This window comes from Ruminococcus sp. CAG:330 (assembly GCF_000437175.1).
Classification (GTDB): domain Bacteria; phylum Bacillota; class Clostridia; order Oscillospirales; family Ruminococcaceae; genus Ruminococcus_C.
Genome location: NZ_FR898082.1, coordinates 16,727 through 39,425, shown reverse-complemented (window position 1 = coordinate 39,425; position 22,699 = coordinate 16,727). Strand labels below are relative to the sequence as shown.

Annotated in this window: 19 protein-coding genes; 8 read left to right on the top strand and 11 right to left on the bottom strand. The window is 53.2% G+C overall.

Annotated elements, in window-relative coordinates; all coding sequences use genetic code 11:
* Positions 1 to 24 precede the first annotated feature (24 nt).
* Complete coding sequence (locus tag QZL66_RS09385; protein ID WP_022411459.1) at positions 25 to 1,521, top strand: oligosaccharide flippase family protein; 1,497 nt, start codon at positions 25 to 27, stop codon at positions 1,519 to 1,521.
* On the opposite strand, the gene QZL66_RS09380 is transcribed toward QZL66_RS09385, so the two are convergent.
* The 5 genes from QZL66_RS09380 to QZL66_RS09360 all read right to left on the bottom strand — a co-directional run bounded on the left by QZL66_RS09380 (position 1,502) and on the right by QZL66_RS09360 (position 5,335).
* On the bottom strand, positions 1,502 to 1,849 hold the full coding sequence (locus QZL66_RS09380; RefSeq protein WP_022411458.1) for a hypothetical protein: 348 nt from the start codon (positions 1,847 to 1,849) through the stop codon (positions 1,502 to 1,504). The two genes, QZL66_RS09385 and QZL66_RS09380, sit on opposite strands and share 20 nt — an antisense overlap.
* Positions 1,850 to 1,874: 25 nt before the next feature.
* The gene (gene ybaK / locus QZL66_RS09375; protein ID WP_022411457.1) at positions 1,875 to 2,366 is read right to left on the bottom strand and encodes a Cys-tRNA(Pro) deacylase; all 492 of its coding nucleotides are present in this window, start codon (positions 2,364 to 2,366) and stop codon (positions 1,875 to 1,877) included.
* 4 nt (positions 2,367 to 2,370) lie between these two features.
* Positions 2,371 to 2,913, bottom strand: coding sequence for a prolyl-tRNA synthetase associated domain-containing protein (locus tag QZL66_RS09370; RefSeq protein ID WP_022411456.1), 543 nt, complete (start codon positions 2,911 to 2,913; stop codon positions 2,371 to 2,373).
* 110 nt (positions 2,914 to 3,023) lie between these two features.
* A complete protein-coding gene (gene xylA / locus QZL66_RS09365) occupies positions 3,024 to 4,346 on the bottom strand; it encodes a xylose isomerase (protein WP_022411455.1) in 1,323 nt (440 codons plus the stop codon).
* A gap of 74 nt (positions 4,347 to 4,420) precedes the next feature.
* Positions 4,421 to 5,335 (bottom strand): hypothetical protein, encoded by a 915-nt coding sequence (locus QZL66_RS09360; RefSeq protein WP_293602181.1) that lies wholly within the window; start codon positions 5,333 to 5,335, stop codon positions 4,421 to 4,423.
* A 416-nt stretch (positions 5,336 to 5,751) separates the two neighbouring features.
* On the opposite strand from QZL66_RS09360, the gene QZL66_RS09355 reads away from it, so the two are divergent.
* Positions 5,752 to 7,251, top strand: a complete 1,500-nt coding sequence (locus tag QZL66_RS09355; RefSeq protein WP_336309479.1) for a sodium/proline symporter — start codon at positions 5,752 to 5,754, stop codon at positions 7,249 to 7,251.
* Positions 7,252 to 7,316: 65 nt separating this feature from the next.
* Here the strand turns inward: QZL66_RS09355 and sigK are convergent, their stop codons facing one another.
* On the bottom strand, positions 7,317 to 7,994 hold the full coding sequence (sigK, locus tag QZL66_RS09350; protein WP_022411452.1) for an RNA polymerase sporulation sigma factor SigK: 678 nt from the start codon (positions 7,992 to 7,994) through the stop codon (positions 7,317 to 7,319).
* A gap of 209 nt (positions 7,995 to 8,203) precedes the next feature.
* Here sigK and QZL66_RS09345 point away from each other — a divergent pair, with 209 nt between their 5' ends.
* From QZL66_RS09345 to QZL66_RS09330, 4 genes are all read left to right on the top strand, one after another.
* Positions 8,204 to 9,037, top strand: a complete 834-nt coding sequence (locus QZL66_RS09345; protein WP_022411451.1) for an Mrp/NBP35 family ATP-binding protein — start codon at positions 8,204 to 8,206, stop codon at positions 9,035 to 9,037.
* 287 nt (positions 9,038 to 9,324) lie between these two features.
* Positions 9,325 to 11,043: an ammonium transporter gene (locus QZL66_RS09340; protein WP_022411450.1), complete on the top strand. Its 1,719-nt coding sequence runs from the start codon at positions 9,325 to 9,327 to the stop codon at positions 11,041 to 11,043.
* A gap of 336 nt (positions 11,044 to 11,379) precedes the next feature.
* The gene (locus QZL66_RS09335) at positions 11,380 to 11,682 is read left to right on the top strand and encodes a YerC/YecD family TrpR-related protein (RefSeq protein WP_293602176.1); all 303 of its coding nucleotides are present in this window, start codon (positions 11,380 to 11,382) and stop codon (positions 11,680 to 11,682) included.
* A 57-nt stretch (positions 11,683 to 11,739) separates the two neighbouring features.
* A complete protein-coding gene (locus tag QZL66_RS09330) occupies positions 11,740 to 14,499 on the top strand; it encodes a glycoside hydrolase family 9 protein (protein ID WP_022411448.1) in 2,760 nt (919 codons plus the stop codon).
* Positions 14,500 to 14,576: 77 nt separating this feature from the next.
* On the opposite strand, the gene QZL66_RS09325 is transcribed toward QZL66_RS09330, so the two are convergent.
* On the bottom strand, positions 14,577 to 15,512 hold the full coding sequence (locus QZL66_RS09325; protein WP_022411447.1) for a Ppx/GppA phosphatase family protein: 936 nt from the start codon (positions 15,510 to 15,512) through the stop codon (positions 14,577 to 14,579).
* A gap of 285 nt (positions 15,513 to 15,797) precedes the next feature.
* Here QZL66_RS09325 and ppk1 point away from each other — a divergent pair, with 285 nt between their 5' ends.
* Both ppk1 and QZL66_RS09315 read left to right on the top strand, forming a co-directional pair.
* Positions 15,798 to 17,888: a polyphosphate kinase 1 gene (gene ppk1, locus QZL66_RS09320; RefSeq protein ID WP_022411446.1), complete on the top strand. Its 2,091-nt coding sequence runs from the start codon at positions 15,798 to 15,800 to the stop codon at positions 17,886 to 17,888.
* Between the two features lie 109 nt (positions 17,889 to 17,997).
* Positions 17,998 to 18,441, top strand: coding sequence for a C-GCAxxG-C-C family protein (locus QZL66_RS09315; protein WP_022411445.1), 444 nt, complete (start codon positions 17,998 to 18,000; stop codon positions 18,439 to 18,441).
* 4 nt (positions 18,442 to 18,445) lie between these two features.
* Here QZL66_RS09315 and QZL66_RS09310 read toward each other — a convergent pair whose 3' ends face one another.
* From QZL66_RS09310 to QZL66_RS09295, 4 genes are all read right to left on the bottom strand, one after another.
* Positions 18,446 to 19,237: an NAD(P)H-hydrate epimerase gene (locus tag QZL66_RS09310; protein WP_022411444.1), complete on the bottom strand. Its 792-nt coding sequence runs from the start codon at positions 19,235 to 19,237 to the stop codon at positions 18,446 to 18,448.
* A gap of 12 nt (positions 19,238 to 19,249) precedes the next feature.
* The gene (locus QZL66_RS09305) at positions 19,250 to 19,933 is read right to left on the bottom strand and encodes a hypothetical protein (protein WP_022411443.1); all 684 of its coding nucleotides are present in this window, start codon (positions 19,931 to 19,933) and stop codon (positions 19,250 to 19,252) included.
* A gap of 77 nt (positions 19,934 to 20,010) precedes the next feature.
* Positions 20,011 to 21,537, bottom strand: a complete 1,527-nt coding sequence (xylB, locus tag QZL66_RS09300) for a xylulokinase (protein WP_022411442.1) — start codon at positions 21,535 to 21,537, stop codon at positions 20,011 to 20,013.
* A gap of 110 nt (positions 21,538 to 21,647) precedes the next feature.
* Positions 21,648 to 22,514, bottom strand: a complete 867-nt coding sequence (locus QZL66_RS09295; protein ID WP_022411441.1) for a prohibitin family protein — start codon at positions 22,512 to 22,514, stop codon at positions 21,648 to 21,650.
* Positions 22,515 to 22,699: the final 185 nt, after the last annotated feature.

The window sequence follows — 22,699 nt, the reverse complement described above, 5'->3', positions numbered from 1 at the left end:
GGTTATGCGGGAGGAGGCACTGCCATGCGAAAACGCAGTGTGATACGGGATACGATAAAGATGACTGCGGTACAGTTTGTTCTGGAGTGTCTGGCACTGTGGTTTCAGTCGTGGATGACACGCCGTGTCGGGGCAGAAACGGTGGGCATTCTGGCGCTCGCCGGTTCATTTTTTCAGCTGGCTGCTATGGCTGCCGGCGGAAATGCCATGCTCTGCGCCAGCCGGTTTGTGTCGGAGGAACTGGGGCGCACCGGCGGCTGTCCGGCACGGGTGCTGCGCCATGGACTTTGTTTTTGCCTGATGCTCGCTGTGCCGGTTTCCACGGCGGTGTACTGGTTTGCGCCGGAACTCAGCCGGCAGTTTTTGCGGGATGCGGCACTGGCAGATGCGGTACGGATGATGGCACTGCTGCTGCCGCTGTGGGGGTACTGTGCGTGCCTGCGTGGGTATTTCAACGCCGTGTGCCGTGTGGCAGTGCCGGCGCTCTGCGATGTGCTGGAATTTTTGCTGCGTGTGGGGATTCTGGCATTTCTTCTGCGCCACGGAGCTGCAAGTTCCGTGCAGGTCTGTCGGGATTTGATTTGCAGTATGGCAGCCGGAACATTTTGCACGGCGATTTTTCTGACAGTGCTGTATGTCCGGCGCAGAGAATCCGGCGGAACATGCAGCCTTTCCTTTTGGCGTTATGGCAGGCTGGCATTTCCGGTGGCGCTGGGCGGATGCCTGACCGCAGCGCTCAGCACGGCGAACGACACCCTGATCCCCATCACCCTCCGGCAGTCCGGCTCCAGTGCCAGCCGTGCACTGGAGCAGTTCGGGACTTTTGAGGGCGTTGTGATTCCGGTGCTGTTCTTTCCATCCACCATGCTGTGCGCACTGTCGGGGATTCTGATTCCGGAGATCGCCCGTGCCAACGCCGCAGGCAATCAGCGCCGTGTTTGCCATCTGACCGAGCGTGTGATTCAGCTGACGCTGATCTTCGCCATTCTCATTGCCGCAATCCTGCTGAAATTCGGCGGCAGGGTGGGATACTGGATGGACGGCGGCACGCTCTCCGGAAAAATGATTCGGATTTTGGCGCCGGTCGTGCCGTTTATCTATCTGGAAATCGTTTTGGAGGCGCTGCTCAAGGGCATGGGAAAGCAGAACTTCTCCTCGCTCAACTATCTGGCAGAATATGTCATCCGCATTTGCGTGGTGCTGATTTTTATTCCGCTGTTTGGGTTTTATGGTATCGTGGCATCCTACTATACCAGCAACGTGTTCGGGAACTGCAATCGCCTGCGCATGGCAGCAAAAACGGCAAACATGCCGTTCCATCCGGGAAAACTCCTGGGGAAGCCGCTGTTTGCCGTTGTGTTTTCATTTGCAGTTGCCGCACTGCCGGAACTGTTCTGTCCTGCGCTGCGGGAGCGTGCCGTGGGCATGGTGCTGTTTTTGGGCATCGCCCTGCCGCTGTATGTGCTGGTGTTCTGGCTGCTGCGGGAGCGGCACACATGGGTCACATGCCGAGAATGGTGAACATGGTGTGGGACTGGAACGTTTCCTGCGCCCAGCTGTCGATTTCACCGGCAATCTCAGCGACAGCACCGCCCTGCTGCTGCGCTGCCAGGAACAAGTTTTGCCACTGAATTTGCGTGACATAGGTGATGCCGAATGGCGCATAATTCGGAAGCTGCGCGCCGAGAAACGCACCGAATCCGGAGGAACGCATTAGATCATCGTGGAGCAGAAGAGAGTCCTCCTCCCAGAACTGTGTCTTGTTCCAAAAGAATTTTCCGAACTTTCCCCGCTGAAATTCGTGGTAACAGGTACCGCACCGTTCAGCAGCAGTTATGCAATACTTCATCCTCAGTCCTTTCCTTTATGGTGCGCTATTTCTCCACAATGATGTCCGCCAGCTGAAACGGAACGACTTGGCGCAGACTATCCAAAGACAGTTCCAGCTGGTGTCCGATTTTTCCGGCACTGCACAAAATGGTGGGAAAATTCTGCGCCGTTTCATGAATGGTGGTGCGGAACAGCTTTTTCATGCCGATGGGAGAACAGCCGCCGTGAATGTACCCCGTCAGCGGCAGCAGTTCCTTGGACTTGCACATGGAAATCGCTTTCTCGCCAACGGCAGCTGCCGCTTTTTTCAAGTCCAGCTCCTCCGCCACGGGAACAAGAAAGACATAGTGCTCTCCGGATTTCGCCACAGTGACCAGTGTCTTGAACACCTGTTCCGGATTCTGTCCCAACGCTGTGGCGAGCTCCACGCCGGTGTGCTGTCCGGTGGCAGCCTCCCAGACACGGTGGGTGTAGGGAACTTTTGCCTTTTCCAGCATCCGGATGGCGTTGGTCTTGAGGATTTTTTCCTTTGCCATAGCTTCATTCTCCTTTCAGGGTGACGAGGGTGTAATCGTGGTGCAGCGCATGGGTCAGCTGATCAAAGACATCGCTGGTTTTCAGCCGGATGGTAGAAGTGTTGATGCAGGGATGACAGCCGAAGTATGCTTCGTCCAGCAGGTCACGATCCACCACTAACTGCACCCGATTTTCCGTGTCATACTGCAAGCCAAAGATGGTGGCAGAGCCGGGAGTCAGATGCAGCAGCGATGCCAGCTGCTCCTCGCCGGCGAAAGAGAGGCGGGCGCATCCCAGCTGTGCTGTGATCTCTTTGGTGCGAAAGGGCTTGGATGCTGGCAGAAGCAGCAGATAGAAAGCGGTTTTCTGCCGGTTGCAAAGAAACAGGTTCTTGCAAATCGGCGTGTGCAGCGCCTGTGAAACAGCCTCACATTCCTCCATGGTAAATGCAGCCGGATGGTCTGCCCGTGTAAAGGGAATGTCCAGCCGTTCCAGAAGGTCGTATACGGCGCACTCCTTTTCCGGTCTGCCGCTGCAATCCGCCGGTCTTCCGGTTTCAATGGTCATGTTCGATTCCTCCAAAAAGAGCGCATAAACCGCAGCAAAATGCTGAGGTTCTGCGCTCTTGTCGTTTGTTCACCGGTTTCATTTACGAAACGGGTGCTCTTGTGTGAAACTTACAGGCTGAACATGATATCGTTCATGATATCTTCCAGCATTTCCTGACGGCCGCTGGACAGGGAAGCAGTTACTTCGCCCTTTTCAACAGCGTACTTTTCCAGATCTTCCATAGAAGCCTTGCCAGCGATGATTTCTGCACCAATGCCGGTGTTCCAGCTTGCATAGCGGTCTTCTACGAACTTGTCGATTCTGCCGTCCTGAATCAGCTTGTCTGCAATGCGCAGACCCAGTGCGAATGCATCCATACCAGCGATGTAGCTGTGGAAGATGTCCTCCAGCTCGAAGGAGCCACGTCTTGCCTTGGCGTCGAAGTTCAGACCGCCGTTGGTGAAGCCGCCTGCCTTCAGAACCTCGTACATGCACAGGGTGGTGTCATAGACATTGGTCGGGAACTGGTCAGTATCCCAGCCCAGCAGCGGATCGCCCTGGTTGGCATCGATGGAACCGAACATGCCATTGGTTCTTGCCACACGCAGCTCGTGCTGGAAGGTGTGCTGTGCCAGTGTGGCATGGTTTGCCTCGATGTTCAGCTTGAAATCCTTGTCCAGGTCGTACTTGTTCAGGAAGCCGATGACGGTTGCCGAGTCAAAGTCGTACTGGTGCTTGGTGGGTTCCTTCGGCTTCGGCTCAACGTAGAAGTCGCCAGTGTAGCCGATGCTTCTTGCATAGTCCACAGCCAGATGCATCAGACGAGCCATGTTGTCCAGCTCTAGACCCATGTTGGTGTTCAGCAGTGTCTCATAGCCTTCACGGCCGCCCCAGAAAACGTAGCCCTGACCGCCCAGCTTGACAGTAGCGTCAATGGCATTCTTGATCTGTGCTGCTGCAAATGCGAAAACATCTGCGCTGGGAGAGGTGCCTGCGCCGTGCATGAAGCGGGGGTGATCAAAGCACTTTGCGGTGCCCCACAGCAGCTTCTTGCCGGTCTTGTCCTGCATTTTTTTGCACAGATCTACGATCTCTTTCAGCTTCTCGTTGGTTTCGCCCAGACTGCCGTACTCCGGAGAGAGGTCTCTGTCGTGGAAGCAGTAGTAGTCGATGCTCAGCTTTTCCATGATCTCGAAAGCAGCGTAAACCTTTGCCTTGGCACGCTCAGAAGCGTCTGCGCAGCCCCAGGTCTTATCGGTCGTGCCGCAGCCGAACATGTCGGTGCCGTCGCCGCCCATAGTGTGCCACCAGGACAGCGCAAACTTCAGCTGTTCCCGCATGGTCTTGCCAGCGATGACTTCTTCCGGATTGTAGAACTTAAATGCCAGCGGATTCTTGGAATGTTTGCCTTCATATGCAATTTTGGGGATACTCTTGAAAAATTCACTCATTGGGATAGCCTCCTATAAAAATAGAATAAAAAATATATTGAGAACCTGAGAATGAAGCAGGCTCTTCTGCAGGGTTAAAACAGCGAGAACTGACGCTTTTCCGGTGCAAAGTACTCTTCCAGCACTGCAATATAGGAGCGGAAGCAAACCTCATCGCCATAGGTCAGAACGTCGTTGTCCTCCGGTACGCCCAGCTGTTCCAGCTGCGCATCCGACAGATCCCGCAAATAGACGGTATCGTCTGCAGAAACACCGAGCACGGCTTTCTGGGTATCGTTCAGATCCAGTTCCAGATCATCGGAGATGGCGAGCAGCTGCTGCGTGATTTCTGCACGGGATACGGTTGTCCATGTCACTGCCTGCACATTCTCCTGAAGCGGCCGTTCCAGATATACTGTGCGGTCATAGCCTACGGCAACAAAAGAGATCAGCGGCAGGTCAATGTCCAGCTCGTTTGGCTCTACGTGAATGGCAAGGTTGCCGCCGGAGCTGTCCTCTGTCTGAATGACCTCATAGCGGTATACCTGCGAGGGAGAAGTGCCGGATTCCAGAATGCTCTGGTTGGCGGGCGAGGCAAAGAAGGACATCACCATAAAGTACCCCAGCGAGCCCAGCACATAGAGCAGGAGATAGATGACACCGAAAATGGTTTTGGTGGTCTCTCCGGCACCGGACAAAAAGAAGATGACCAGCGCCGTCACGGCAATGGGCAGGATGACCTCCCATTTTCCGAAGCAGATCAAAATGAATGGCAGCGCCGCAGGCAGCATGACAATGCTGGAAAGACGTGTCAGGATCTGAAAGCGGCTGTAGAGCATCGCAATCAGCGCTGCAAGGGAAACTGCGGAGAAAACGCCGCAGAAAGCGGCTTTGTTTGGGATAGAAACTTCATAGAACAGTGCGAGATAAGAAAACCAGCAGACTATCGCACAATAGGCGGCACTCACCAGAGAAAGAAGTCTTTTTCCCCAGATGGATTTTGAATTCATGGTTTTGCGTCCACGCCCGCTTGCCAAAACCAGACGCAGCAAACAGGCTCTTCCTTTCCTTTCTGTAATTCTGCACAAAATCAAAGAGGACAATTCGAAAGAATACAGCTGAAATATCATGTAATCTCATTTCTATTATATCATTTTTTTTGATGGGTGGCAAGTACTATTGCAAAAAAAATACGGAATCCAAAAGAAAACATACAATTTTAAAGGAGAAATTCGGTTCTTTTACAAAATATTCACATAAAAACATGCAATTTCGCTTGCACTTTTTGTGAATAACATGGTATAATAAAAATAATTGTGTCAATTTCAATCGGGAGCGCTCGAAATTGTGCACGGTCAAAAGAAAAAAGGAGCTGTGGTCTGTGACAAAATCAGTCGTATGTATTCTCATTGCCATTCTCGTCTATATGGCGGCAATGGTCATAATCGGAGCGGTCTACTCCAAGAAAAACAGCAGTGTCGGGGATTTCTATCTGGGCGGACGGCGTCTGGGACCGATCGTCTCTGCCATGAGTGCAGAGGCGTCGGACATGAGCAGTTATCTGCTTATGGGACTTCCGGGATTGGCGTATCTGAGCGGATGCGCCGAGGTCGGCTGGACCGTCATCGGTCTTGCCATTGGTACTTATCTGAACTGGCTGATCGTTGCCAAGCGTCTGCGTGTGTACTCCCAGCGCTGTGGAAACGCCATTACCATTCCGGATTTTTTCTCCAACCGCTATCGGGATAACAGGCACGTGCTCATGGGCATCGCTGCGCTGGTCATTCTGGTCTTCTTTGTGCCCTACACCGCCTCTGGCTTTTCCGCCTGCGGCAAGCTGTTCAATCAGCTCTTCGGGTGGGATTACCACATGGCAATGATCATCAGCGCTGTCATCATCATCGCCTACACCTGTCTGGGCGGATTTCTGGCGGCAAGCTTTACCGACCTGATTCAGAGCATCGTCATGACCTCTGCGCTGGTGGTTCTGGTGATCTACGGCGTGTACACTGCCGGCGGTCTGGAGAATGTTATGGAAAATGCACGCGGCATTGAAAACTATCTCAGCTTCACCAGCACGAGAACTGCGGACGGGGGACTGGTTTCCTTTGGGGGACTGAGCATTGTTTCAACGCTGGCGTGGGGACTTGGCTACTTCGGTATGCCTCACATCCTGCTGCGTTTCATGGCGATTGACGATAAGAACAAGATTAAGATCTCCCGCCGTATCGCCTCAACCTGGGTGGTGATCGCCATGGGTGTTGCTGTGTTTATCGGCATCATCGGCAATGCGCTGACTGCCAACGGCACCATTGAAGAGCTTGCCACTTCCTCCCGTTCGGAGACCATTGTTCTGGAAATGGCAACAGTGCTCAGCAAGCACAGCGTTGGCGCTGCGCTGATTGCCGGTCTGATCTTTGCCGGAATTCTGGCGTGCACCATGTCCACCTCGGACTCTCAGCTGCTGGCAGCTTCGTCCAGTGTGTCGGAGAACCTGATGAAGGGCGTTTTCCATGTGAAGCTGTCAGAAAAGCAGTCCATGATGGTAGCACGCGCCGTGCTGTTGGTTATCGCTGTGCTGGGTATCATTCTGGCATGGGACAGCAACAGCTCTGTCTTCCGTGTGGTATCCTTTGCGTGGGCTGGATTCGGTGCAACTTTTGGCCCTGTGGTTTTGACTGCACTGTTCTGGAAGCGCTCTAATAAATACGGTGCACTTGCCGGCATGCTCACCGGCGGCATTATGGTTTTCGTCTGGAAGTTTGCTGTCAGCAAGCTGGGCGGTGTGTTCGCCATCTACGAGCTGCTGCCGGCATTCGTGTGTGCGCTGATTGCCATTGTTGTGGTATCGCTGCTGACCAAGGCGCCGGAACAGGAAATCGTGGATGAATTCGAGGCGGTTTCTGCGGAAATGAAACAGAAGTAAGTTATAATTTGAAATGATAAGCCCCCGCTGCAATCCTGTGCATTTGCAGCGGGGCTTTGCTGTCTTCATTCTCTTTGGTATGCTAGACGGAGCTTTTCAATGGCGTGCTTTTCAATGCGGGAGACGTAGGAGCGGGAAATGCCCATTTTCTTGGAGATCTCCCGCTGTGTCATGGGTGCTTTGCCGTACAGCCCGTATCGCTGCACCAGAATCTCGGCTTCCCGTGGCGTCAGGCAGTTTTGCAGATACTGGTATAGCTGCTGGGACTGGATCAGTGTGTCCACCATCTCCGGCAGGTCGCTGCCGTCGTCCATAATGTCCATGAGTGTGAGCTGATTGCCCTCGCTGTCGGTGTCGATAGGTTCGCCCATATAGAGCTGGTCGGCGTGCTTTTTCTGGGCACGGAAGTTCATGAGAATCTCGTTTTCAATGCAGCGGCTGGCGTAGGTGGCAAACCTCGCCCCCTTACTGTTGTCAAAGGAATCCACCGCCTTGACGAGCCCGATGGTACCAATGGAGATCAGTTCCTCCTGTTCTGCCGGAAGCACCCCATACTTTTTGGTGATGTGCACCACAAGGCGCATGTTGTGCAGAATCAGACGTTCCCGTGCATGGCGGTCGCCCTGCGCCATGGCATTGAAGCAGTCCGATTCTTCCTGTTTGGTCAGCGGCTTACGGAAAGAACCGGACTCCGCCACATGCAGAAAGAAAAAGAAAACCTGTTGGAGTAATTGTAAAAACATCGAATCACCTCGGAATAGTGTATGCGGTGGGACATGTGAGATATTCCGGCGAAATAGGGCGCTCACATTTTTCTGAGTGACTTGCACTTTCGGGGAATTTGTGGTATAATAGGGATACCCGGCATACAGGAAAAGCACTGTGTCGTCTGGGAGAACGAACAGAGCGCCGTCTGGCATGGCGCTCTGCAACTGGAAGGAGTTTTTTCATCATGTCTGATTGTAATCATCAGTGCAGTTCCTGTTCCACCAGCAGCGGATGTCAGGAGAAGGAACAGAATGAACGTGTCATCAACAATACAAAGGGTGTTCGCAGTGTCATCGGCGTGGTCGGCGGAAAGGGCGGCGTCGGAAAGTCGCTGGTTACCAGCCTGCTCGCCATTCAGACCCAGCGTCTGGGCTACCGTGCAGCTGTGCTGGACGCCGATATCACCGGCCCGTCCATCCCGAAGATCTTCGGCATTCACCAGCATGCGCAGACCGAGGACGACAACCTGCTGCCGTTCGTGACCGCAGAGGGAACCAAGGTCATGTCCCTGAACCTGCTGCTGGAAAATGAGACTGATCCGGTCTTTTGGCGTGGCCCTGTGATCTCCGGCGTAGTCAAGCAGTTCTGGGAGGATGTTAAGTGGGGCGACGTGGACTTCATGTTCGTGGACATGCCTCCGGGGACGGGCGATGTTCCGCTGACCGTGTTCCAGAGCCTGCCGCTGGATGGTATCATCATCGTTTCCACCCCGCAGTCGCTGGTTTCCATGATCGTGCAGAAGGCAGTGCAGATGGCACAGAAGATGGACATTCCGGTTCTGGGCATGGTAGAGAATATGCGGTTTCTGAAGTGTCCGGACTGCGGCAGAGAAATTCCGCTGTTTGGCTCGGATGATGCTGTAGACAGTACCAACGTGCCGGTTCTGGAGCGTGTTCCGCTGGATCCCAATGTGGCAAAGGCATGCGATGCCGGCGCACTGGCACAGGCGGATGTGGATTACCTGAAGAAAACGGCACAGATTCTGACGGATTCTTTCGGCGGAAAAGAAAGCAAGTGAGGCGGACGCACCGCTTTTTTGATTGAATTTGATTGAAAAAGAAAAGAAAAAGCGGATTTGATTTTTTGAAATAAAGAATCCTGCAAAAATAATTGTTTTTTCAAGAAGTACTGGGTTTCGGCGATTTTTTTCTTGACAATTGCCGAAAAAGCTGGTATACTAAGTGACAAGAACAGCAAAGGCGCTGAGTTCACAAGCTCAATGCCCTTGCTGTTTTTTTATTTCTCGGCGACAGAACTGGTACCGCTGCCGCCAGAAAAAATAACAACATGGAGAGGTGCATTCTTATGGATCAAAATTCCGTTCTGGATTTGATTAACGGCAATGTATATGGCATTTGGTATCTGGTCGGTGCGGCACTGGTATTCTTTATGCAGTGCGGTTTTGCAATGGTGGAGGCTGGATTTACCAGAGCAAAGAACGCCGGTAACATCATTATGAAAAATCTGATGGACTTCTGTCTTGGTACAGTGGTGTTCATCTTAATTGGCTTTGGAATCCTGTGCGGCGAAGACCTTGCCGGTATCATCGGCAAGCCGGGATTTGACATTTTCTCGGACTATGCAAACTTTGACTGGTCGAGCTTCGTCTTCAATCTGGTATTCTGTGCGACGGCAGCGACAATTGTTTCCGGTGCCATGGCAGAGCGTACCAAGTTCATTTCCTACTGTATCTATTCCGCAGTGATTTCCGCTGTGATCTATCCGGTAGAAACCCACTGGGTATGGGGCGGCGGCTGGCTGTCGCAGCTTTCCACACCGTTCCACGATTTCGCAGGTTCCGGTGTCATCCACATGGTCGGCGGTGTTTCCGCACTGATCGGCGCAGCAATCCTTGGTCCCCGTATTGGTAAATTCACCAAGACCAAGGACGGCAAGGTAAAGGTAAACGCAATTCCGGGTCACTCCCTGACCATCGGCGCACTGGGTGTCTTCATCCTGTGGTTCGGCTGGTACGGATTCAACGGCGCTGCTGCAACTTCTGTTCCGCAGCTGGGCACCATCTTCCTGACCACCACCATCGCACCGGCACTGGCAACTGTTTCCTGCATGATCTTCACTTGGATCAAGTATGGCAAGCCGGATGTGTCCATGTGTCTGAATGCTTCTCTGGCCGGTCTGGTTGCCATCACCGCCGGATGCGATGTGGTCGATGCCTTCGGTTCTGCCATCATCGGTATTATTTCCGGTCTGCTGGTATGCTTCGGCGTATGGTTCCTGGATCACGTGCTGCACGTAGACGATCCGGTGGGCGCAGTAGCTGTACACTTTATGAATGGTCTGTGGGGCACACTGGCAGTTGGTCTGTTTGCAACCACTTCCGTTCCGGCAAACGATGTTTATGACGGTCTGTTCTATGGCGGCGGCTTCACCGTTCTGGGCGTACAGGCGCTGGGTGTTGTCTGCATTCTGGCATGGACTTCTGTCACCATCGCACTCACATTCTTTATCATCAAGAAGACCATCGGTCTGCGTGTTTCTGCCGAGGAAGAAGTTCTTGGTCTGGACGCAACCGAGCACAACCTGCCCTCCGCTTATGCAGACTTTATGCCGTCTACGGTTTCAATGGCATCGGATGCTGCGGACGCAGCTGCTACTGGTGTCACCATTCCGGAGTCGGAGCTGATCATGAAGCCGGCAAACGGCGCAAAGGCAAAGATGACCAAGCTGGTTGTGATGTGCAATCCGGACAGACTGGATGCATTGCAGGCAACCCTGTCCTCTATGGGCGTGAACGGTGTCACCGTAACTCATGTCATGGGCTATGGCTCGCAGAAGGGCAACGAGTCCTATTATCGTGGCGTTAAGACCGAGGGAACCAAGCTCCTCAAGAAGGTCAAGGTCGAAGCCGTTGTGGCAAAGATCCCGCCGCAGAAAATCGTGGACGCAGTGAAGAAGGTGCTGTATACCGGCAAGATCGGCGATGGCAAGATCTTCGTCTACGATGTAGAGGATGTTGTGAAGATTCGTACCGGTGAAACAGGCTACGATGCACTTCAGGACTGATTCCATCTTCCTGAACCTTTTTGCAAATTCCTAAAATACTTTCCTAAATTGGGAAACTGCCTTTGCGGTATCGGGTACCACCTGCTGCAGGGGCAGTTCCTTTTTTGTCTGCCTGACCAAAAAAACGTGGCGTTTCTGGACATTTTGCTGAAATATCCGAAAAACTGCAAAGTACTATTTACAATTTGAACAGAATATGATACAATGATATTATTTGAAAGTGTTTCTTTGAAGGACACAATACCATGTGACAGCATGTATTTCGGAGAAAACAGGTTCAAAATCAAAAAAGGCTGGAGCGGTTCCGGCTGTACAGGAAAGGATGCGGGAAACGGCATGAAAAGAGAACGGCAGGATGCAGATATGGCAGCGTTATTTGAGGCGATCCTGGCACTGAAAACGCCAGAGGAGTGTCATGCTTTTTTTAAGGATCTGTGCACGTATCAGGAATTGAACGCAATTTCGCAGCGGCTACAGGTGGCGAAATTGCTGCATGAAGGACATGTATTTCATGATATTGTGGAGAAAACGGGGGCGAGTACTGCGACCATCAGCCGTGTCAATCGTGTCATTAAAGATGGATGCAACGGGTACCAGCTGATTTTTGACCGGGTATACGATAAGAAAGAAGAATCATAGGAGTCAGCTGTACAGAGCAGTGCAGTGGCTCCAAACCATGAGGGAGGATGAATTCAGATGATTTCAAAACGATTCCGGCGGGTGTTTGCCGGACTGCTCAGCGGTGTGATGCTTGTCACTGCTGCGGGACTGCCGGCGGATGCGGCAGTGGTCGACAAGGAGAATCCGAACAATTACGACAACTTTGCCGAGGCGCTCCAGCTAGCGCTCTGCTTTTACGATGCCAATAAATGCGGCGACGAGGTGGCAGATGACGGCTATTATTCTTGGCGGGGAAACTGCCACGTGAAAGATGGCATGATCCCGCTGGTGCCCATGCAAAGTCTGGGCGGCGGAAAAGCCAACGAGGACAGCGGAAAAGGCGATGGTGGTGCCAGCGCTGCCGAGGGACTCTACGTCGGCACGAATATGAGTCAGGAATTTATTGATGCCAATCGGCAGTATCTGGATCCGGACGGCGATGGCTGCGTCGATCTGACCGGCGGCTGGCACGATGCCGGAGACCACGTCAAATTCGGTCTGCCGGGCAGCTATTCTGCCTCCACTGTAGGCTGGGGCTATTACGAATTTCGGGACTCCTATGTGCAGATGGGACTGCAAAAGCACGTGGAGGACGAGCTGCGCTGGATCAACGACTATTTCCTGAAAGCCACTTTCCTGGACGATAACGGCAACGTAGTGGCATATTGCTATCAGGTGGGTGAGGGAAACAACGACCACAACTATTGGTGTGCGCCGGAATTGCAGGTGGATGACACTTATGTGGCAACCTCTTCCTGTGCTGTCAAGCGTCCGGCATACTTCGCCACCACAGAAACGCCGGCATCCGACCAGACCGCAGGTGCAGCAGCATCGCTGGCGGTCAACTATCTGAACTTTAAAGACACCGATCCGGAGTATGCGCAGAAGTGTCTGGATTATGCGCTGGCGCTCTATGAATTTTCCGTCAAGACGCACCACGAAACCGGAGATACCACGCTGGTGGTGGACAGCCTTGGCTACGACGGCGGTTTCTATACCTCCAGCTATGACTATGATGAACTGGCATGGGCAGCCGTCTGGCTCTATTACTGCACCGAGAACTATGATTATATCGACGATATCATCAGCGTGGATGAGTCTGTCACCGGCGAAATGGGCGCACATCCCTACACCGGCTATCTGAAGCGTATCATTTCTGATACCGGAAACTGCTGGCAGAACATCTGGGTGCACTGCTGGGATACCGTCTGGGGCGGTGTCTTTGCGAAGCTGGCACCGGTGACCAACATCTCCCGTGACTGGTACATCTTCCGCTGGAATCTGGAATTCTGGTCGGGTATGAATGAGGCAGATGCTGCCAACGCAGACTTTAACGTTCCTGTGACCAAGCACAAGTATTTCGGCATGGACGACCAGCTGTGGAACTCCAAGATCACCGCCAGCGAGATTAAAGATCTGCCGGAAGCCGACGGCGCATGGATTGCGAAATCTCCCGCCGGCTTTGCGGTGGTTTCTGACTACGGCAGCGCACGATACAATACGGCAGCCGGACTTTGCGCCATGGTCTACGCCAAGGAAACAGGCGATCTGACATTTGCGGAGTGGGCGAAGGATCAGATGGAATACATTCTGGGCGATAACCCCATGGGCTATTCCTTCGAAGTGGGCTATGAAAACAGCTATGCCACCCATCCCCACCACAGAGCCGCTTCCTGTTCGTCAACTCAGAGCATGGATGAACCTGATCCGCAGACGCACACCCTCTGGGGTGCATTGGTCGGCGGACCGGATCTGAAGGATTATCACAACGATGTCACCAGCGACTACATTTACAATGAAGTCACGGACGACTATAACGCCGGTTTCTGCGGCGACCTCGCCGGACTCTACCAGTTCTATGGGGCAGAGGGCAAGGAACTCGCCGACAAGAATGCAGTCATTCCGGACTTTGATATGTCTGCCAACGCCAAGGCAGGATATGAAGTGGCAGAGGATACGCCCACGGGCTTCTATGTCACTGCCGGAAAGGCGCAGGAGAACGATGCCGGATTGCAGGTCAAGATCGTGGTGCACAACCGCACCATCAATCCGCCGCAGTTCTGCGATGATCTCCGTGTCCGGTACTATTTCAACATCGATGAGCTGACGGCAATCGGAGAGGATATCTCTATGGTGGAAACTCGTGTGGACTACGATGCGGAAAGCGCCATGACCAACAACAAGACTTCCGCCACCATCTCCGAGCCGATCAAGTACGACGACAACGGCACGTATTATGTGGAAATTGCGTGGAAAAATTGCAACTTCTACGGCAGCCGTGTTTATCAGTTCGGTCTGCTGAACAAGATGAATCCGGAAACCTACGACACCACATGGGATTCCTCCAACGACTATAGCTACGGCGATCTCATCAGTTTTGAGGATGACAACGATGCCGCAGCTATCACCAAGAAGATTCCGGCCTATGCCAACGGCGAACTGGTCTGGGGTGAAGAACCGGACGGCAAGAAGCCGGCGGAAACCACAGAACCGGTAGTGACCACAACCGCAGAGAATACCACGGAAACTGCACCAGTCACCAGCACCACGACCGTCACCGAGGCAAGCGCCACAGGAACTGTGGATGCAACTGTGCTCTACGGCGATGTCAACCTGGACAGCGAAGTAGATCTGTCGGATGCCGTTCTGCTGAACAAGGCAGTGGCTGGCGTGGTCGAGCTGAATGACCAGCAGAAAAAGAATGCGGACTGCTGTGCAGGCAGTGGTATCGGCGGCGATGATTCCATGAGTCTGCTGCGTTTTCTGGTGCACCTCATCAATGCTCTGCCGGAATAATGGAAGTTTTCAGGCAATCGATTCAATGAAAAAGACACGTATGGCGCAGCGTCATACGTGTCTTTGGTTTTTACGATTTAAGCGCAGTCCGGATTCACGGTGGGGGCACTCTTTTTCTGCTGCATCAGATAGCGCCGGAGATAGCCCTCCCGCACGCCGTATTTGCAGACATAGACTGTCGTGCACCGGCTCTGGAGGATCAGGGTTTCCAGAATCAAAATGCCGGAAAAGATGGTGTGCAGCCGGTCGGGACAGTACTGCGTGAGAAGCTCCATCGCAGCGCTGTCTTTTTTCCACAGAAATTTTTTCAGCTTCCGAAACTGCTCTGCAGTGAAGGTGCGCTGTGCCGGCAAGATCACCTTCATGGCTTGGAGCAGCTGTAATACCGTTCGTGCAGTTCCGCCGATACCGCAGAGGGTTTCGTAGGGCGGAAGATGGTTTAGCTTGTGCCTTTTCAGCGATTTCTGCACTTGTAGCCGAATGGCATCCCGCTCCTTTTTGTCGGGGAAGAGCTTGGCGATGTGCTTCTTGGAGAGATTCAGCGATCCAATGGGGACGCTTTCAATGACGCCGGTTCCATCGTGGGCAAAGGTGAGAATTTCTGTGCTTCCTCCGCCGATGTCGAACAGCAGTCCGCTCTCCACGGGAAGCTCCCGCTGCACGCCGTAATAGTCCAGATACGCCTCCTCCAGACCGGTGAGAACATCCACAGAATATCCGGTTTCCGCATAAATCTGGTCGATTGCCTCCTGCGTGTTGCGGATGTTCCGCAGCGGTGCGGTGGAAAACGCCAGCGTGGTGCAAGGGGTAAACTCTTTCAGCAGCATCTTGCAGCGCTGTAAGGTGGTACAGATCAGCCGGATTCCCTCCGGCGTCATCATGCCGTCCTGAAGGTAGGCGGCGAGCCCGGCAGTGAACTTTTGTGTAAACAGGGCGTGAAACTCGGCGTTCGTTTCCTCGTAAACCACCAGACGAATGGTATTCGATCCCAGATCGATGACTGCATATTTCATGTGGCAAAACTCCTATGGCAATACGGTATTTTTTCTTATTATACTGCATTTTCGGCGGGTTATACAAGCCGATAGTTTCAAACGGGATGTTAAATTCCAGTGAAATATTCAAGATTTTTGAGTTTACAGAAAAATAACATATCTTTTACAACATTGCGCTGTCTAAATTTTCGTATTTCTTTTATAATAGAATAGGAATATAATCGATTGATTTTCAAGATTCGCAAACAGCGGAACATAGATAGCGCATTAAGAGACAACAAAAAAATTTGGAGGTACTTTCCTATGGCAACAAAATGCTACGACAATCGTGAACTATCTTGGCTGAAATTCAACCAGCGTGTTCTGGAGGAGGCAAAGGATGAGAAGAATCCGCTTTGCGAGCGGCTTTCGTTTCTGTCTATTTTCCAGAGCAATCTGGACGAATTTTTCATGGTGCGCTGCGGTTCGCTTCACGACCAGATGTGCGAAAATCCCAACTTTCGGGAGAACAAGACCAATATGACCTGTAAGGAGCAGCTGACCGCAATTTACGCACGTGTGCGGGAGCTGCTGCGGGACAAGGACGACACCTACGAGGACTTGCGGGCAGAACTGAGCATGCAGGGCGTGGATATTGTAGATTTCCACACCATTACCACCGAAGAGGCTGCATGGCTGGAGGCATATTTCAAGTCGGAAATTGAACCGCTGCTCTCGCCGCAGATCATCGGAAAGAAGCAGCCGTTTCCGTTCCTGCAAAACAAATATATCTATGCCGTGGTTGTCTTGGAGAAAAAGGGCACGGAAAAGCTGGGAATCGTGCCGTGCAGCAGCGGCGTATTTCCGAAGATCGTCTCTCTGCCCACGGGAAAGAACCGGTTCATTCTGTCCGAGGAACTGATTCTCCACTTTGCGCCGGAGATCTTCTCCCGCCATACCATCAAGAGCAAGTCCCTCATTCGCATCATTCGGAACGCTGACATTGAGCCGGACGAGCGCACAGAGGAGGAAGAGGACTACCGTGAGGCAATGGAGCAGCTGATTCGGGAACGGCGGAAGCTCTGCCCGATCAAGATGGAATTCTCCCGTCTGATGGACACCAAGGTGATTCAGACGCTCTGCGGTTACCTCAACCTTTCCGAGGAGCAGGTGTTCTATTCCGAGGCACCGCTGAACCTCTCTGTACTGTCTGTGGTACGGGATATGCTGCGCCATAACAAATGCCTGTTCTATAACCGCCGGGTACCGCAGGAACCGGCTTGGCGGGATCCGTCTAAGCGTGTGATGGAGCAGGTGGAGGAGCAGGACCGCTTCCTGACATTCCCCTATGAGAGCATCCGCCCGTTCCTGACACTGCTGAATGAGGCTGGCCATGATCCGGATGTCGTTTCCATTAAGATGACTCTGTATCGTGTGGCGTCCAACAGCAAGATCGTGGAGGCGCTCATCGATGCCGCAGAAAACGGCAAGGATGTCGTTGTGCTGGTGGAACTGCGGGCACGCTTTGACGAGGAAAATAACATCGAGTGGTCTCGCCGTCTGGAGGATGCCGGATGCCGGATCATCTATGGTCTGGACGATCTGAAGGTGCACAGCAAGCTCTGCCTGATTACCAAGAAGATCGGCAGTGAGATCTCCTATATCACACAGGTGGGAACGGGCAACTATAACGAAAAGACGTCTGCCATCTACACAGACTATTCGCTGATGACTGCCAACCATAACATCGGTCTGGAGGCAAGCCGTGTGTTCAACGCCCTCTGTCTGGGACAGACAGTGGAGCACATGGAGCACCTGCTGGTTGCGCCGAAGTGTCTGCAAAACAAGCTGGCGGAGATGATCGACGAGCAGACGGCGCTGGCAAAGATGGGACAGCCGGCGTATATTGGCATCAAGATCAACTCGCTGACGGACAAATATCTGATCGAAAAACTGATCGAGGCATCCAAAGCCGGCGTAAAGATCGAGATGATCATTCGCGGTATCAGCTGCCTGATCGCAGGTGTTCCCGGAGAGACGGAGAACGTTTCGATTCGCAGTATTGTGGGACGCTTTCTGGAACACACCAGAATCTATATTTTCGGCGCACACAAAGACTGTAAGGTGTACATTGCTTCTGCGGACTGGATGACCCGCAACACCCGCCGTCGGGTAGAGGTTGCAGCGCCGATTTATGACAATGGCATCAAGCAGCGCATTCTGGATATGTTCGATGTGATGATGACGGACAATGTCAAGGCACGGGTACAGCAGCCGGACGGCACCTATACCAGAGAACCGGCAAGCGAACCGCTGGTCAATTCGCAGGAGTATTTCTATGCGCAGGCATATGAGGCACTGGCGCAGAAGGATGCGCCGGTTGCTTCTGAAACAGATTCCGCTGCGAAAAATTGACAATTTACTTGCTTCGTGATATACTAAAAACGTTGGCACAGAAATGTGCCAACGTTTTTTCATGGGAAGTGATACGGTGCAGCAGCACCGGAAAGGAATGTGGAAAGTTATGAATCATGTGGAAAAAGCACATGCGCTGTTTTGTCAGGGCTATAATTGTGCGCAGTCTGTTGTGGGCGCATTTCATGAGGAAATGGGTCTGTCGCTGGAGGATGCTGTTCGCCTCTCCTCCTCGTTTGGCGGGGGGATGGGCGGACTGCGGGAAACCTGCGGTGCAGTTACCGGAATGTTTCTCGTTGCCGGCATGCTGAAAGGCTATGACAATCCGGCAGATTACGACGGAAAGAAAGCGCATTACGCCAGAATTCGCACACTGGCAGAGCAGTTTCAGCAGGAGCACGGGACGCTGGTCTGTCGGGAATTGCTGAAAAGTCTGCCGGGAAAACTCAAGCAGGATCCTCAGCCACGCACAGAAGCGTACTATAAAGTGCGTCCCTGCGTGCGGTTTGTGGAAACTGCTGCGAAGCTGCTGGAGGAACTGCTGGAAGTGTAAGTCGCTATAGCGTCTGATAAGAACCTGTGTCCGTGATTTTTCCAAAACGGATGCAGGCTTTTTTCATTTCTGCTGCCAGCTGGAGCCGGTGTGCCGGACTGCCAGCCGGAACGCCGGCTGCATCCATTAGATCAGCAAAAGAATCTGGCGGTGAAAAATCGCATACAGCGGTATCCTCAGAGAACAGCGGTAAGAATGCGCCACGGCAGGGAATGCCGATGTCGTAGTTGCGGAGCAAACCGATCTTTCCGGCGAGCAGTCCCAGAATGTGCCCGTATTTGAGCGTGCCGATGGAAACGGTGCAGTCGGAGCGGACGCAAACTCCCTCTCCGCTGTCGCCGTTCATACCGCTGTTGATGTCCACGCTGAGCACATATGCCGGAGATGCGTTGATCTGCTCCACAAGATTCCGCATGGCGGGACGCAGCTCCCCGTGGAATCCGGTGCCCAGCAGGCAGTCCACAATGATATCTGACTGCTGGAAGTCAGCTTCTGTGACGATAGGAATCCCCTCTGCCTGACAGTGCTGGAAAAAGTATGCGCCGTCCGGTGAAAATTTTTCGCTGGTGCAGACGATACGGCAGGGGATGCTGTGCCGGTGCAGCAGCAGCGCCAGTACGTAGCCATCGCCGGCGTTGTTGCCGCTTCCGGCGACGATGTCAATGTTGCCGTGCCAGTCGCAGCTGCGGAACAGCCCCAGCCCGGCACGATACATCAGTGTTTTACTCTCTGTGCCGCTGGCAATTTCGGCGGCATCGCTGTCACGCATGGTGGCAACGGAGATTAGTTTTTCCATATGCAGTACCTCCTATAATTGTTGGGATTTGATATGATGATGCGTGAAGAACTCCCGGAATTTCTCGAAGCTGCTCTTGCGGGGGCTGATGAGATAGGGCGATTCGCCTACGGTAAATAGATACGGCTCCTGCAAGGAGGGAAGATATGCGGTATAATATTGAATGGATGGCGACTTGACAGAGGGAAAAACGCTAAAGTCGCTGCCATAGGCATCGGAAACTGCGACCGGTGTTTTTGAGAACAGGCGGATCACTACGTAATAGGCACCCGCTTTTTGAGATGGTATCAGAGTGACACTGACGATAGAACCCCTTTCGTAATTCTCGAAAGTGGCAGATGAGGTCTGTACGGGGAGCGCATCTGCACGGTAACGATCACCGGATACGGACAGGCGTAGCATCGAATTGCTGTTTCCAGAGGAAATCGCCACGACCTCATTTTCGCCGGAAATGCTTTCGATGTAATCGCCACGTCCCAGATATTGAAACGCCGACTCCGGCGAAGCGTACCGAAGCACGAGATTCTCCAGATTTGGCGTATGTCTGGCACCGAGAAGCGAGAACAACACGATGAGAATGCTCAGCAAGACTTTCTCAAAACGCCGCTGGCTTTGCAGGGGCTTCCGCAAAAATAACAGAAAGATGAGGAGAAACAGAAGCAGCAGGAGGGCGGAATGGATCCAGATAGCAATCAAATTCACAGACTCCTTTCCAAAAGCGGCAACGCTGCCGGGAGCGCTGCCGCTTTGTTTTTTTTGGGGGGTGATTGGTGTTACTGCAAGCCGGCCAGTGTGGCAAACTGTTCTTTCAGCGCCGGATAGATGTTCCGGTACAGCTGGTAGTAGGACTCGTACAACGGCACATTTTCCGCCTGCGGATTCTGTGTCTTGTCGGTCTTGACAATGGCATCGCATGCCTCCGGCACGCTGCTGTAGATGCCTGCGCCAACCGAAGCCAGAATTGCCACGCCCAGCGACGGACCTTCCTTGGAGGCAACAGTCTTGACCGGACAATTGTACAGGTCTGCCAGCATGCTCCGCCACAGGGGAGAAGTTCCGCCGCCGCCGCAAGCCATCATGTCGTCTACGGAGATGCCCATCTCACGGAACACTTCGACGCAGTCCCGCAGAGAGTAGGTCACGCCCTCCAGTACAGCACGGAGCATGTCCCGCTTGGTGTGCATTGCGGACAGTCCGAAGAATACGCCACGGGCGTTGGGATCGAGGTGCGGTGTGCGCTCTCCCATGAGGTACGGCAGATACAGCAGGCGGTTTGCGCCGACCGGCACCTGTGCAGCTTCCTTGTCCATGAGGTAGTAGGTGTCCACATCCATCAGTGCAGCGGTCTGCTTTTCCGCAGCACAGAAATTGTCCCGGAACCACTTCAGCGAAAGACCGGCACCTTGTGTCACGCCCATGACGTGCCAGCTGTTGGGGACAGCTGCACAGCAGGTGTGGACTCTGCCCTTGCTGTCCATTGCCATGGCAGAAGTGTGTGCAAAGACCACGCCGGAGGTGCCGATGGTGGTGAATGCCTTGCCGTCCCTGACGACACCGGTTCCCACGGCAGCAGCTGCATTATCGCCGGCACCGCCGACAACAACCGTTCCCTCGCACAGTCCCAGCGTTTCCGCCATGTCACGGGTCAGCGTTCCGGTGACTTCGCAGGATTCGTACACCTTGCCCAGCAGGCTCTTATCGATTTGCAGCAGGTGCAGCAGCTCATCAGACCAGCAGCGGTGCGCCACATCCAGCAGCTGCATGCCGGAGGCATCAGAAACCTCGGTGGCATACTCGCCGGTGAGAATCAAACGCAGATAGTCCTTCGGCAGCAGAATGTGACGGCACTTCTCGTAGACCTCCGGCTCGTTGTTCCGGACCCACAGAATCTTTGCAGCTGTCCATCCGGTCAGTGCCGGATTTGCGGTGATTTCCATGAGTTTCTCCTGACCGGCCGTGCGGTTCATCTCGTCCACTTCCGCAGCTGTCCGCTGGTCGCACCAGATGATGGAGTTCCGCAGCACCTGATTGTCCTTGTCCAGCATGACCAGACCGTGCATCTGTCCGGAGATGCCGATGCCTTTGATTTCCTCTTTCGCAGCACCGCTCTTTGCGACCACTGCCTGAATGGTCTGGATCATGGCATTTTTCCAGTCTGCCGGATCTTGTTCTGCATAGCCGTTTTTCGGCTGATACATGGGATATTCCACAGTGGCACTTGCCATGACAGTGCCGTCCTCCCGGAATAATACGGTTTTGGTACCACTGGTACCGCAGTCCACGCCAATTACATAAGCCATAGTTGTTGCTTCCTTTCCACGCTGCCAACGCAGCTTCGATTTTGTTTTATTTTATCAAAAAAGTGCGGAAATGTCAAGCCGAAATTGTGCGAAATCCCGTCAAAATCGAATTAGTTTCCGTTTCCGCTTTCTGTTGTGCCGGTGTTGCCCTGATCCGGAATTGTGACGAGAATGCCGGAGTCGGAGGATACCACATTGGGATACTTGCCGTCCCACTTTTCGATCTGCTGATAGCGGAGTACGCCATCGCTCAGGGAGGCATTGATCTTCTCGTTTGCCGAAGCTTCCGCCTCTGCCTTTTTTAGAGTCGCTTCTGCCTCAGCCTCTGCGGCGATGACCTTTTGCTTGGCGGCAGCCTCTGCCTCAATGATCTGCTGTTCCTTTTCAGTTTCTGCCCGCAGCTTGTTCTGCTCTGCCACCTGCTTCTGCTCAATAGCTGCGTTGAACTCCTCGGAAAAGTCGAAGTTGATGATATTGAACTTGTCGATCAGAATGCCGTATTCCGACACTTTGTCCGAGAGTGCCTGCCCGATCTCATCGCCCACGGCGGAGCGCTTGGTAATCATTTCCTCTGCGGTATACTGCGCCGTCACTGCCTTGACAGATTCCTGAATGGCAGGCTGCAGCACCGTGTCCGCATACTGTTCGCCGATGTTCTGGTAGATGTCGGAGGCGGCGTCCTTGGTGATATGAAAGTTGATGGCGACGGAGCTGGAAACCGTCTGTAAATCCTTGGAAACGCTGTTGGATGCCACCTCGGTCTTCTGAATCTTATTGTTCATCAGAATGATCTGCTGGACAAAGGGCAGCTTGAAGTGCAGCCCCTCGTCCAGTGCCGTTTTCTGCACACGTCCCATGGTCACCACAACACCGGAGTGTCCGGCGGGGACAACAGTCGTAGCGCTGATGCCCAGTGCCAGCAGTGCCACAACGACAACACCGGCGATGATGCCGGCTCTTGCTTTTTTGTTTTTCATACGTATTCCTCATTTCAAAATGTCTGGCGGAAAATTCCGCAATTTTAGAACCTGGCTTCACAAGAAATATATGTGGATTTTCGAGCATAATTTTGTTGCAGACAAGGCAAAAATGCGCAGGCGGGCTGTCGCCCGGCAAGTATTTTTTACGCAGGATGCAGCAAAATTTGCCGAAAAGACACGTG

Coding starts and splice junctions, on each gene's coding strand:
- QZL66_RS09385 (WP_022411459.1), top strand. CDS start 25: ATGCGAAAACGCAGTGTGATACGGGATACGATAAAGATGACTGCGGTA.
- QZL66_RS09370 (WP_022411456.1), bottom strand. CDS start 2,913: ATGACCATTGAAACCGGAAGACCGGCGGATTGCAGCGGCAGACCGGAA.
- QZL66_RS09345 (WP_022411451.1), top strand. CDS start 8,204: ATGTCTGATTGTAATCATCAGTGCAGTTCCTGTTCCACCAGCAGCGGA.
- ybaK (WP_022411457.1), bottom strand. CDS start 2,366: ATGGCAAAGGAAAAAATCCTCAAGACCAACGCCATCCGGATGCTGGAA.
- QZL66_RS09295 (WP_022411441.1), bottom strand. CDS start 22,514: ATGAAAAACAAAAAAGCAAGAGCCGGCATCATCGCCGGTGTTGTCGTT.
- xylA (WP_022411455.1), bottom strand. CDS start 4,346: ATGAGTGAATTTTTCAAGAGTATCCCCAAAATTGCATATGAAGGCAAA.
- QZL66_RS09330 (WP_022411448.1), top strand. CDS start 11,740: ATGATTTCAAAACGATTCCGGCGGGTGTTTGCCGGACTGCTCAGCGGT.
- xylB (WP_022411442.1), bottom strand. CDS start 21,537: ATGGCTTATGTAATTGGCGTGGACTGCGGTACCAGTGGTACCAAAACC.
- QZL66_RS09360 (WP_293602181.1), bottom strand. CDS start 5,335: ATGAATTCAAAATCCATCTGGGGAAAAAGACTTCTTTCTCTGGTGAGT.
- QZL66_RS09310 (WP_022411444.1), bottom strand. CDS start 19,237: ATGGAAAAACTAATCTCCGTTGCCACCATGCGTGACAGCGATGCCGCC.
- QZL66_RS09355 (WP_336309479.1), top strand. CDS start 5,752: ATGGCGGCAATGGTCATAATCGGAGCGGTCTACTCCAAGAAAAACAGC.
- sigK (WP_022411452.1), bottom strand. CDS start 7,994: ATGTTTTTACAATTACTCCAACAGGTTTTCTTTTTCTTTCTGCATGTG.
- QZL66_RS09315 (WP_022411445.1), top strand. CDS start 17,998: ATGAATCATGTGGAAAAAGCACATGCGCTGTTTTGTCAGGGCTATAAT.
- QZL66_RS09335 (WP_293602176.1), top strand. CDS start 11,380: ATGAAAAGAGAACGGCAGGATGCAGATATGGCAGCGTTATTTGAGGCG.
- QZL66_RS09340 (WP_022411450.1), top strand. CDS start 9,325: ATGGATCAAAATTCCGTTCTGGATTTGATTAACGGCAATGTATATGGC.
- ppk1 (WP_022411446.1), top strand. CDS start 15,798: ATGGCAACAAAATGCTACGACAATCGTGAACTATCTTGGCTGAAATTC.
- QZL66_RS09380 (WP_022411458.1), bottom strand. CDS start 1,849: ATGAAGTATTGCATAACTGCTGCTGAACGGTGCGGTACCTGTTACCAC.
- QZL66_RS09325 (WP_022411447.1), bottom strand. CDS start 15,512: ATGAAATATGCAGTCATCGATCTGGGATCGAATACCATTCGTCTGGTG.